The 11,897-nt window shown below is 38.4% G+C and carries 9 protein-coding genes; 2 read left to right on the forward strand and 7 right to left on the reverse strand.

The annotated features are described in order from the left end of the window. Positions 1-321 precede the first annotated feature (321 nt). From BTR42_RS09200 to ccpA, 3 genes are all read right to left on the reverse strand, one after another. Entirely contained in the window at positions 322-1,656 is a 1,335-nt protein-coding gene (locus BTR42_RS09200; protein ID WP_009854676.1) for a glycosyltransferase family 4 protein, read from the reverse strand. A 1-nt stretch (position 1,657) separates the two neighbouring features. After that, the gene (locus BTR42_RS09205; RefSeq protein WP_039695067.1) at positions 1,658-2,656 is read right to left on the reverse strand and encodes an LTA glycolipid anchor biosynthesis glycosyltransferase, IagA/BgsA family; all 999 of its coding nucleotides are present in this window, start codon (positions 2,654-2,656) and stop codon (positions 1,658-1,660) included. 95 nt (positions 2,657-2,751) lie between these two features. Next, positions 2,752-3,753, reverse strand: a complete 1,002-nt coding sequence (gene ccpA, locus BTR42_RS09210) for a catabolite control protein A (RefSeq protein ID WP_009854678.1) — start codon at positions 3,751-3,753, stop codon at positions 2,752-2,754. A gap of 327 nt (positions 3,754-4,080) precedes the next feature. Here ccpA and BTR42_RS09215 point away from each other — a divergent pair, with 327 nt between their 5' ends. Next, positions 4,081-5,166 carry a M24 family metallopeptidase gene (locus BTR42_RS09215; RefSeq protein ID WP_077497427.1) on the forward strand — a complete coding sequence of 362 codons (1,086 nt, stop codon included), beginning with the start codon at positions 4,081-4,083 and terminating at the stop codon, positions 5,164-5,166. Positions 5,167-5,199: 33 nt separating this feature from the next. Here the strand turns inward: BTR42_RS09215 and BTR42_RS09220 are convergent, their stop codons facing one another. Then, positions 5,200-5,526: a DMT family transporter gene (locus BTR42_RS09220; protein ID WP_009854680.1), complete on the reverse strand. Its 327-nt coding sequence runs from the start codon at positions 5,524-5,526 to the stop codon at positions 5,200-5,202. A gap of 249 nt (positions 5,527-5,775) precedes the next feature. Between BTR42_RS09220 and BTR42_RS09225 the strand changes: the two genes are divergently transcribed. Beyond that, positions 5,776-6,273 (forward strand): NAD(+) diphosphatase, encoded by a 498-nt coding sequence (locus tag BTR42_RS09225; RefSeq protein ID WP_039695064.1) that lies wholly within the window; start codon positions 5,776-5,778, stop codon positions 6,271-6,273. Positions 6,274-6,324: 51 nt separating this feature from the next. On the opposite strand, the gene BTR42_RS09230 is transcribed toward BTR42_RS09225, so the two are convergent. The 3 genes from BTR42_RS09230 to BTR42_RS09240 are packed head-to-tail and all read right to left on the reverse strand — an operon-like array spanning position 6,325 to position 11,871. Beyond that, a complete protein-coding gene (locus BTR42_RS09230; protein WP_077497431.1) occupies positions 6,325-8,091 on the reverse strand; it encodes a hypothetical protein in 1,767 nt (588 codons plus the stop codon). Between the two features lie 28 nt (positions 8,092-8,119). After that, positions 8,120-9,904, reverse strand: a complete 1,785-nt coding sequence (locus tag BTR42_RS09235; protein WP_077497433.1) for an LPXTG cell wall anchor domain-containing protein — start codon at positions 9,902-9,904, stop codon at positions 8,120-8,122. Positions 9,905-9,960: 56 nt separating this feature from the next. Continuing rightward, positions 9,961-11,871 (reverse strand): beta-glucoside-specific PTS transporter subunit IIABC, encoded by a 1,911-nt coding sequence (locus BTR42_RS09240; protein WP_061459797.1) that lies wholly within the window; start codon positions 11,869-11,871, stop codon positions 9,961-9,963. Positions 11,872-11,897: the final 26 nt, after the last annotated feature.

Here is an 11,897-nt window from a genome sequence, read left to right on the forward strand (position 1 = left end):
TTGACAATTCCTTTTTGGGGAACCAAGCAAAAGGAATGTTATCAGCTTATGAGACTTTTTTCCGAGATAAAAGAAAAACGACGTCCCAAAAGGACGTCGTAACGTGGTTCCACCTTCATTTATCTACGACAAAAAAGAGTCGTAAACCTCAAATTAGCTATATCGTAGCTACCGTTTTATGTTTGCATAAAAGCAAGGAAGTAGTATTGAATCAGCTAACCCTGCGCCCTTCTCACCAACCGGCACTCGCTCTAAAGGTTTAACCCTGTTCAACTTGTCTTCGTAAGTTATTATAACACGAATAATTTATTTTTCAAGAACTTAATCAATGAAATCTCGAATTGAATTAATTAATCGTTTTGGAGCCTTGACAACTTTGGCTGATGTTTTAGCTGTCGCTTTAACAGCTTTAGCTGGCATTTTTATCGCTGATTGAGCAAATTTGATAGATGTTTTTTCATCTTGGCTTCGCACTGTCAATGATAATTTTGATTTTTTCTTATTTTTGGCTGAAATCAAGACGTCTAAATAAAAGGCATAGACTGATTTTCCAAAATGCTCTGCTGAAATAGCGTACATTTTTTCTTTGTATGTCCTTTCGTCCATTGCTGGTGTATCGGCAATCGCATCTAAAATTGCATCTGCTAAATCTTCTTCATGATAAAAGAGTGTCCCGAACATCTTTTGGTCAATAATATCGTCCAAATAAGGATTGCCATGAGCAATGACAGGCGTTCCGCTGGCAAGGCTTTCTGTGTAGGTCAATCCTTGTGTCTCACTAGTAGAAGCTGAAATAAAGAAATCACTTGCCTTATAATACAAAGCTGTCTCGTCATGTGGGACCATTCCTGTAAAAATCACAGCTTCTTCAATGCCCAACTCTGCTACCAAATCTTTCAAATCTTGGAGATAGGGTCCATCACCAACAACAACTAACTTAACACGTTTATTTTCTGACAAAACTTCTGGAAATTGTTTTAGGATAGCTTGGATATTTTTTTCGTAAGAAACACGTGACAAGCTAAGCAGCATGGTTTCGTCATCAGCAATACCTAATTTATCGCGGAGAGCTTTAGCATCTTCTGCTGTAATATCCTTGCGTTCGTATTCTTCCACACGAATACCTGTCGGGATAACACGTTTAGGAATTTTAATATCGTAACCGTCTAACAGATTTAAGACAATGCGTGACGGGCAAATAACACCGTCTAAATCGTTCAAATAACCGCGAATAATGTACTTAACCATGCCAGGTTTGATGATTTTCCCTTTGGCAATGTAACCAACATAATCCTCGTACTGAGTATGATAAGTGTGTACCGCAGGAATGCGGAGCGCAGCAGCAATCATTTTCCCTAAAACACCAACACTAAATTCAGTCTGAGTGTGAATAATATCCAACTTATACTGCTTTGCTATTTTATAAGACGAAATTAACCCACGATAAACCACACGGCGGTCAGTAAACGACACAAAAGGAACGCTAGGCAGACGAATAATCGTTGGATCCTCGTAGCGTTTAACGGCTTTATCAGTGGTAGTAAATATATAAACCTCGTGTCCCTCTTTTTCCAATTCTTCTTTTAGGGTGCAAATGCTTGTTGAAACCCCTGAAACTTGAGGGAAATAGGTATCTGTAAAAAGACCTATTCTCATTTTACAACTCCATTACTTTTTCATAGACGTCAACTAATTCATGAGCAACTTTATCGATACTACGGCTTTCAGCCACTTTGTAGCCTGCTTCTTGTTTTTGACTTTTTCCTGCTAAGACTTTTCGAAGCGCTCCTACAAATCCGTCAACGTCAGTCGCTAATTCTGCACAACTTTCATCTACCCAGCCGTGATAAACAGGAATATCACGTAGCACGACGTGTTGGTGGCTAGCAAGAGCTTCCAAGACAACAATTCCTTCGGTTTCCTCACGACTTGGGAAGAAAAAGGCATCTGCTCCGCTCATTGCTCCCTCAAAAACATCACCTTTAATGTAACCAGCAAAGGTCACATTTGACGGGTGTTTGCGAGTCACAATGCTTCTGACTTTATGTGGGATAACCCATTTATTTGTTTCACCGAACCAGATAAAACGGACGTCTGGCATTTGTTCTGCGACTTTTACAAATTCATCAATGCCCTTGCGCATGAAATAAAGCCCAGCACAAACAACAACTTTTTCATCTGGTTTAATATCAAAATAACGACGGAAAGCTTCTTCTTTTGCAGAATCTGGAACATAGCGTGACAAATCAATGCCATTTGAAACAGCGTAAATTGGGTGTTTAATGCCATAACCTGCAATCAAAGATTTTGAGTATTCCGTAGGTGTGATAATAGCATCCGCTTTTTGATAAAAACGGCAAAGATACCATCTAAAAATCGGTGATACTAAATTTGAACCAATGAATGAATCACGAAAGTCTTCTTCGGTTGAATGACCGTGCATAAGCACTTTTTTACCAGCTCTTTTAGATTTCATCAACAGATGCCAGCTTTTAAGCCCATAAGTATTAATGTGTACTAAATCATAATCGTCTTTCGGGTTAGTTGTATATTCTTGCCCCACCATTGTAAGGGCACGCTCTTGATGCTTAATCGCACGTCCTATGCCGGATTTTCTCAAATAATTCTCGGCTTCCAAATACAGTAAAACTTTCATAATTTCTATTATATCTTATTTTGTATTTTTTTTCACCAAGAGTCAAAAAAATCAGTCCGAGGACTGATTTTTAATTTGATATAACTAGTCAACTATTAACGTGTTGTGCCACGTGTTGTAAGACCGTGGTTAAGAAGAATTTCTTTTTCTTCGAGTTCCTCTTTGTTCATGATTTTAGTCAACATACGCATGCTGACAGCACCAAGGTCATAAACTGGTTGGCTGATTGAGCTAAGGTTTGGACGTGTGTATGATGTGATTGGTGAATCATTGCTTGTGATGATTTCAAAGTCTTCTGGAACTTTTTTGCCAGCTTCGAACAAGCCATTCAACAATCCTGCTGCCAATTCATCTTCGGCAACAAAGGCTGCTGTTGCACCAGAATTAATCACACGTTGTGCAAGTTCAAATCCATCTTTATAGTTGTAATTAGCTTCAAAGACAAGACCTTCTTTGAATGATAAGCCATTTTTTTCAAGACCTTCTTTGTAACCAGCTAAACGCACTTTACCGTTGATATCATCGATAAGTGGACCAGAAACAAAGGCGATTTCTTTATTGTTTTTAGCCAAAATATCAACAACATCAGCAACGGCTGCTTTGTAGTCAATATTAACACTTGGGAGTTGGTGTTCTAAGTCAACTGTACCCGCAAGTACAACTGGCGTGCGTGAGCGAGAGAACTCTGCACGAATTTTTTCAGTCAAATGATGTCCCATGAAGATAATACCGTCAACTTGTTTAGCAAACAAGGTGTTAACAACGTTAACTTCCTTATCATCATCTTCATCACTTGAAGCAAGTACGATATTGTACTTGTACATAGCGGCAATATCATCAATCCCTTTAGCAAGAATTGAGAAATAGCTGTTAGCAATATTAGGGATAACAACACCTACTGTTGTTGTCTTTTTACTTGCTAAACCGCGGGCAACGGCATTTGGACGATAATCCAAACGATCAATAACTTCAAGGACTTTTTTACGTGTGTTTTCCTTTACGTTTTTATTGCCATTTACAACACGACTAACTGTTGCCATAGAGACGCCTGCTTCTCGGGCAACGTCATAAATTGTAATCGTATCATCAGTGTTCATTATTGGACTTCCTTTCTATTTGAAAATTTCGCTTTCACGGATATTTTATCATCTTTTGGAAACACTTTCAAGGGGTAAGTGGTCTTTTTTGAAAACTTTTCATATATTGTAAGCGTTTAATTGGTTGATTTCTGTATCAAACTACTTGAAAAGTCAAAATTTGAGGCTTTTCAAAATAATTTGTGAAAATTTTCATTAGAATTATGGGAAAACTTCCTTTTATCTCATTTGCTATTTTTTTCTCTATAAGTTCACTTTTTTTGACTCAAGTCTTGATTTTTTCTACTTTTTTTGAAAAAATGGGGTTAATTAGAAAGAAGGTTTCTCATGTCAAAATTAAATCAAATCCGCTCGTATCTTAGTCAAGAAAAAGCTAATATTGCTGTTTTTTCTGATCCTGTTACTGTAAATTATTTAACGGGATTTTACTGTGACCCACACGAACGCCAAATGTTCCTTTTTGTGTATAGCGACCGTGAACCCGTGCTTTTCGTTCCTGCGCTTGAAGTGGCACGCGCAAGCCAAATCGTCACTTTCCCTGTTTTTGGTTACATGGATTCTGAAAATCCTTGGCAAAAAATCAAATCTGTTCTGCCTTCAACTGACAGCGCGAAAGTTTTTGCTGAATTTGACAACCTCAATGTGACAAAATTCCAAGGTTTGCAAACTGTTTTTGACGGACGTTTTGAAGACTTGACACCGTTTATTCAAAAAATGCGTCTCATCAAATCACAAGATGAAATCGAAAAAATGCTAATTGCTGGTCAGTTTGCTGATAAAGCGGTTCAAGTTGGTTTTGATAATATTTCATTAGACAATACAGAGACTGACGTCATTGCCATGATTGAGTTTGAAATGAAAAAACAAGGTGTTGAAAAAATGAGTTTTGACACTATGGTCTTAACTGGAAATAATGCTGCTAATCCACACGGTATCCCTGGTACGAACAAAATTGAAAATAACTCACTACTCTTGTTTGACCTTGGAACAGATATGCATGGCTACGCTAGTGATATGACGCGTACTGTTGCCGTTGGTAAACCTGACCAATTCAAAAAAGATATTTACGAACTTTGCTTAGAAGCCCAATTAACAGCTCAAGAATTCATCAAACCTGGTGTTCTTGCTAGCGAAGTTGACGCTGCTGCACGTAATGTCATTGAAAAAGCAGGCTACGGTGAATACTTCAACCACCGTCTTGGACATGGTATCGGTATGACTTGCCACGAATTTCCTTCAATCATGGAAGGTAACGATATGGAAATTCAAGAAGGCATGTGCTTCTCTGTCGAACCTGGCATTTACATCCCTGGAAAAGTTGGCGTACGTATCGAAGATTGCGGACACGTCACAAAATCTGGCTTTGAAGTCTTTACACACACACCAAAAGAATTGCTTTATTTTGAAGGATAATACACAAAAACCAAGCCAAATGGCTTGGTTTTATTAATGTCCTGCATTTCCTAATAAGTTAACCATGACAACACCAATGATAATCAAAATTAAACCGATAATGCTATAAACATTTAGTGTTTCTTTGAAAATCATTACTGAGATAAAGGCTGTCAAAACTAAACCGACAGCTGACCATGTTGCATAAGTTACTCCTAAAGGAATTTTTCGCATTGCCAGTGATAAGAAATAGAAACAAACGCCATAGCTAAGCAGGGCAGAAACGGTTGGAATAGGCTTTGTAAAACCGTCTGATAATTTCAATAAATTAGTTCCCAATAACTCTCCTAAAATGGCGATAAAAAGATGTAAGTATGACATGTCTTTAACCTCCTATATGTCATGTTTTTGCTCTAAGAGCTATTATAGCTATCCGTTTTTTAGAAATCTTGGCAAAAGTCATGAGAATTTGTAGTAAAACTGTGGCAGACACTTTTTCAGAACCAATAGCCGATAAGTTTAGTCTAGCTTAAAATAAATTTAAAACAAGTCTTGATTTATTTCAATGTCTTGCGTGGTCTTGATTTTACTGGTAAAATTGCTTTTAAGAACTTTAAAAAAGAGGCTTCTATGTTTTACAAAACAATGACTTATTGTCCCGAATGTGGGCATCCTTTGGAGAAAAAATTCTTAAAAGATGAGGGAGATATTCCTTATTGTTCACAATGTGCGAGTTTTCGTTTTCCAGTCTTTAATACGGCAATTAGTGCGATTTTATTTAATGAAAATCATGATAAGATTCTCTTGATTAAGCAATATGACATGGCTGAGCATATCTTGCTAGCTGGTTATGTGTCTCAAGGGGAAAATGCCGAGACGACTGTGGCGCGTGAGATTGGTGAAGAACTTGGTTTAAGGGTTAAATCGTTGACGTTTAACGCCAGTCAGTATTATGAGCGCAGCAATTCACTCATGATTAATTTTGCGGTAACAGTTACTGGTAATGTGTCACCTAACCACGAAATTGACGATTGGGATTGGTTTTCAATTGAGGAAGCCAAGAGAGCTATCAAAGACGGTTCGCTCGCCGAAAGTTTTTTACTAGAATTTCTAAAAAAGATAGACTAGATTTCATAGGATTCAAAAAACTCCTTAGGGCAAATGCCTAAGGAGCTTTTATTATGAACGACCGCCTTGGTAGCCTTCGTTAATAAAGGTTTGCCATGGCCATCTCAAGTGTTCTTCCCAAGTGTCACCGAGAATGAAGCCAGATTTAACTGTCACATTGGTAACATCTTTTGGAGCTTTAATAGCTGATTCAGCTTGCGAATAAACTTTGGTGAAAGTCACATCTTGTCCGTTTATACTTTTGACTTCTGTCTGATTATACTGACGTGTTAAATAGATAGTGTTATCAAGCAATTGAAGATTTGTATCAGTTGAGGCATCGTAGCTTGTCGCTGACGCTTCATCAACTAAGCTGCCACCATTTGCTTCTGAATAATAGCGTGTTTCACCGTCTATCTCAGCAGATAAAGTATAAGTTGGGGTATTAAAAATCTGTTGCCAATTTTCTAGCCCGTCTAAGCCATAGATTGTCCATGTTTGTGTGCCTGTCTGACCGCCTGCCATAACATTATAAACATAAACACTAGCAATGCTGTAATCATGCGAAATGTCGTCAACTTTGTATTCATCCTCATCCCAGGTCAAATGCTTCTTGGCAACATCAACCGTCAGTGTTTGGTAAACTGGGGTATATGCCCAATAAGTATAATTAACATGAATCGTTGTTCGATTTTTCTTGGTTTCAATCGTAAAATCATCGCCAGCCGTTAGAGTCAAGGTGTCACCATATTGACTTTTCATCGTTAAAGTAAGGTCTTTAGCTTTCAGCTTAGAGGCATCAAAGCCATTTGCCCAATCAATAATGAGATCATCTGTGTAATCATCACAAAGAACTGGAGTATCATTTTCAGCTGTTGTTGACCATTTAGCGACATCATTAGCGTAAATACTTCCGTCATCAACCTCAAAGGTTCTACCGTAACAATAAACATCCGCCGTAAATGTTTCAACACTTACAGGCAAACCGTTGTATTCTAAACCTGATAATTTAAAATTTAAATGGTAATTACCATTACCGTCGCCACCGATTTCTGACCAGTTGCGACCACCTCCGTTTTCGCCAAGTTCGTATCCTGAATTGGTTATTTGCAAATCTTCTGGTTCAATGGTGTAGCTGATACTTCCATTTTTCATTTTAGTTGATAAACCTTGGTCGCTATAGGTGTAATCACTAGTGTAGTAACCGTCTCCTTCTGCCAATACAATGTTAGCAGCCTCAGTATTCATTAAGCTACTGTCTGCTTCTTCACCATCAACTGTGAATTGGAAAGTAATTTGATTTTCTGTAAATGTTAGACCGTCTTCTTGTGTTACTTCTCCCTCAATAGTGCCGTCAACACTTACTTTTGGAATAACGTATTTCCCAATTTTAGCACTTATTTCACTATAATGTGCGTGATTGTCGCCAGTTCCTACAATGCTACTGGAGTCTGGCATAATATAAAGATTTGCTCCACCATTGCTTGAAAATCCTGTGATTTTACTACTATCAATAGTAATGGTAATAGCTGAAGAATCACTATCAACAGCCGTTATTTGAGCAACTCCAGAGGTATCTGTTAAAGCTTGCTTATCTGATTTCAAAACAAGCCAATCGGTAACGTCTTGACCAGCCTCAGCCACAAACTGCCAAGTGTCTTCTGTAGTCAGCGTAACGCTATATGTGGCATCTTTTGTGATAGAAATGTCATCAGATGTCACTTGATAATAGCTACTTTGCGATTCATTTGTTTGTTTGGATGACTCTTGTTTTCCAGTATTTGAACATGCGGCAAGCACTGCTAAAACGCTTACAAAAAATAATATACCTTTTTTCATAAAGATTCCTACCTAATATTTCTATTTCCTACTCATTATTTTTTTGTTTTAAAAAATAATTTATGGTGAATACTGATAGTATCATAACCAATGCCACTCCAATGAAAGTGAGAGGCTTACTTGATTGGCTACCAGTTTTAGGTAATGTGTCTAATTGTTTCTTTTGAGGTTCTGAGACAGCGACGTCTGAAGAGGTTTCTTCTAAGGCTATTTGTTCTTTATAGACAACTGCATAGATACTAAAATGGCTTATTGTAAAGGTTACTTTATTTCCATTTTGAATAACATCGACGGAAGTTAAACTATCATCGTTCGCAACATGATAAAGCGCTGATACTTCGTAAGTGACTGGCAATATTACTTGAACGGCTTCACTAGGTTGAACCTCATTTCCAGAAGCATCTTGAAGTGTAATATCATAGGCATCATAGTTTAAGTCTTTCAAGGCAGCTACCGTAGTTCTCATCACAACAACAGTAACTGCATTAGATAGTGCCGCCTGTGTTCCAATTACAGATACGCCTGTGGTAGCATCTGATAATGTCACAACTTCTTGATTTTCATCACTGCTAGTAGTTTCTGTCGTCGTGTCATCTGTAGTAGTTTGTTGATTTTCTGTCGTTGTCTCAGTGTCATTTGTTCCTTGAGTTAATCTTTGGATAGCTTCGGTGGCTTCTTGATAAACTTTAAGGGCGGCTTCGTAGCCAGCAACATTACCACCTAAATCCAGATTATCTTGCGCAGCAGCTTGAGCTTGATAATAATAAGAAAGAGCCTTTTCTAAATCGATTGCTACCCCTAATCCATTTTCGTAAAATCGTCCGAGTGCTAAATAAGTATCTGGAATTCCTAGCATGGTTGAATGCACATTAGAATCTGATAAAGCTTTTTCGTAATAATAAACAGCTTTGCTATAATCTTGTGCAATTCCTTCTCTGCCATATTCATAATACGTTCCCAACTTATAAGCAGCTGTTCCGTCAAACGTTCTACCATTACCAGCAACGGCAATTAAGTAATATTCTTCCGCTAAGGTATAATTGGGATTTTCCCAAGTGCCGTCATCATGATAAAAACCTGAATCATAAAAATTAGCAGCGTAACGAGGTCCTTTAAAATCTGTCGCTGTTAAATTATCACTTTGGAAGGATAATAAATAATACTTCAATGCCGTATCATTACTTTGATTAACCCCAGGATAAGTCCCTGTAGCTGCCGCATAAATATTTCCTAAAGCTGTGTATCCATTTCCTTTTCCTTGTTCCACAGCCATCACTTCATAAATACTCATAGCAGAAGAAACATTTTGCTCAACACCGTCACCAGCTAGGTAGAGATCAGCTAATCCTCCCAAACCACGATCTTGTGGATCTTCAAAGAAAAAACTGTCATCGTAATAAATAGCAAAAGCTTGCTCATAGTCTCCTTTTTGACTAGCTGTCACACCTGTACGATAGAATGTAAAGATAGCCCCTTGGTCACCGTCGGCAAGGACCTCTGCTTTGTAAGCATTAAGATTATCAATCGCTGTCCTCGCTTCAACCAAGCCTTGTTCTTCTGCTGCTTTGTAGTATGCCAAAGCCTTGGCATACCACTGGACAACGCCATCACCCGTTTCGTATTGTTGCCCAAGTGCAAAATATTCCTCTGATGATAGTCCATCTTCGACATTTATAGCTAAATTTTCTGCGACTTCCTCTCTTGTTAAAGCTTGAACCGTATGACTGATACCTAGAACCAAAATGCCCACAACCAAAATCACCATCAGTTTAACGATGGGTAGTCCATAATGAGATATTATCACTTTCTTCATCTTATTCTCCTTGTAAAAAGAAGAGTTAGCGTAGCGTCGCCAACTCTTTTTTGGTTTTATTTTAAATTAATAGAGAGTAATGGAGTCGTTGTGTCAACTGTTCCTTGTGTTAATGGTGTTACGGTATCTAGTTGTTCAGTCTTGGTAACAACGACCATAACTGTTGGGTCATAACCTGCTTTTTTAATGCCATCAAGGTCAAATTCAACAAGAAGGTCACCTTTTTTCACTTTCATCCCTTGTTCAACATGACTAGTGAAGTATTGTCCGTTTAAGTTAACCGTATCAACACCAATATGAATGAGAAGTTCATCACCTGCAGTACCTGCTAATCCTACCGCGTGACCTGTTGGATAGGCAACACGGACGATCGCATCTTCTGGTGCATAGACCTTGCCATCACTTGGAATAACTGCAATACCGTCACCTAAGAGTAGTTGTGAAAAGACTTGATCGCTAACACCTGTCAAATCAACAGCTTGACCATTTACAGGAGAAACAATTGTCACTTCTTTTGCTTTAGCAGGTGCTTTTTCTTCTGCTTTTTTTGCTAGTAACGCTGCGCTGTCTTGTTTATCACCAATAACTAAGGCTGATACCAAGGCAATCGCAAAGGCAACAACACCTGAGATACAAAGAGCAATAAAGCCGCCATCAATACCGTCAGGATTGATAAATGTTGGGAAGCCAAGAAGTCCGTGAGCTCCGAATGTGTAAAGTTTAGCACCGCCAAGTCCAGCAATGGCACCACCGACACCAGCTGCAGCAAGACCAGTAACCAAAATCATTTTACGAGGAATCATAACACCGTAAAGTGCTGGTTCACTAACACCAAAGAATGATGAAACGGCTGCCGCAAATGACATTGAACGTGTATCTTTATTTTTAGTACGAAGAGCAACACCAAGTGCAGAACCAAGAACGGCTGGAGCACCTGAGAAAATCAATGGGTTGATGATATCGTAACCATATTCAGAAACATTGATTTGGAAGAATGGTAGGATTGCCCAGTGAAGCCCGAACATAACCAAGATAGACCAGAGAGACCCAATCAAGAAACCTGCAATACCAATGTTGAGATTAAGGAGCCACATCACAGCGCTACTCAATAAGTTTTGAAGGACAATTGAAATTGGACCAATGACAATCAAGCTAGCTGCGCCAGCAACAATCAAGGTACAAAATGGAACAAAGACCATTTTCAAAACATCTGGAATGTGTTTGTTAAAGAATTTGTAAACATAACTAGCAAACCATGTTACCGCAATAATCGGAATAACGGTACTAGCATAACTTTGAAGAGCAACTGGAATGCCAAGAAATGTTAATTGATAATCCATTTCAAAAACGGTTCCAGAAAATAGCGTATTAATAGCATCGCCACTAGCAGCTGATACTAAAGTTGGATAGACGAGGAAAGCCCCTAGTGTCATACCATAGATTTCTTTTAACCCAAAGCGTTTAGCAGCACTCCAACCTAATACAACTGGGAAGAAATAAAATAGTGCATCTGATAAAGCGCTTAGGATAATGTAAGTCCCACCCTCAGTTGACATCCAACCAAAAGCACTAAGAAGAGCCAGAACAGCCTTAATCATCCCTGAACCAGATAACATACCCAATACTGGAATGAAAATAGAACTAATAAGACCTAAAGCTTTGTTAATGAAACCTTTATCATCTTCTGTATTTGCTGCTGTGCTATCACCCTCGTTCGTTGCAATATCGCCATCTTCAATAATAGCATTGTAAACTTTTTCAACGCTCGGTCCGACAACGACTTGGTATTGACCACCTTGTTTGACAACATCGAGGACACCAGACATATTTTTAATAACGTCGTCGTTAGCTTTGGCTTCGTCTTTTAAAATAAAGCGAACACGTGTGATACAGTGACTAACACTGCTAACATTTTCTTTGCCCCCCACCTGAGTGAGAATATCTTTTCCTAATTTATTGTAGTCCATAACTAGAACTCCTATCTAAAATCTTC

Origin of the sequence: Streptococcus gallolyticus subsp. gallolyticus DSM 16831, from assembly GCF_002000985.1 — a bacterium.
GTDB lineage: Bacteria > Bacillota > Bacilli > Lactobacillales > Streptococcaceae > Streptococcus > Streptococcus gallolyticus.

Coding starts and splice junctions, on each gene's coding strand:
- BTR42_RS09235 (WP_077497433.1), bottom strand. CDS start 9,904: ATGAAGAAAGTGATAATATCTCATTATGGACTACCCATCGTTAAACTG.
- BTR42_RS09215 (WP_077497427.1), top strand. CDS start 4,081: ATGTCAAAATTAAATCAAATCCGCTCGTATCTTAGTCAAGAAAAAGCT.
- BTR42_RS09240 (WP_061459797.1), bottom strand. CDS start 11,871: ATGGACTACAATAAATTAGGAAAAGATATTCTCACTCAGGTGGGGGGC.
- BTR42_RS09225 (WP_039695064.1), top strand. CDS start 5,776: ATGTTTTACAAAACAATGACTTATTGTCCCGAATGTGGGCATCCTTTG.
- BTR42_RS09220 (WP_009854680.1), bottom strand. CDS start 5,526: ATGTCATACTTACATCTTTTTATCGCCATTTTAGGAGAGTTATTGGGA.
- BTR42_RS09230 (WP_077497431.1), bottom strand. CDS start 8,091: ATGAAAAAAGGTATATTATTTTTTGTAAGCGTTTTAGCAGTGCTTGCC.
- BTR42_RS09200 (WP_009854676.1), bottom strand. CDS start 1,656: ATGAGAATAGGTCTTTTTACAGATACCTATTTCCCTCAAGTTTCAGGG.
- BTR42_RS09205 (WP_039695067.1), bottom strand. CDS start 2,656: ATGAAAGTTTTACTGTATTTGGAAGCCGAGAATTATTTGAGAAAATCC.
- ccpA (WP_009854678.1), bottom strand. CDS start 3,753: ATGAACACTGATGATACGATTACAATTTATGACGTTGCCCGAGAAGCA.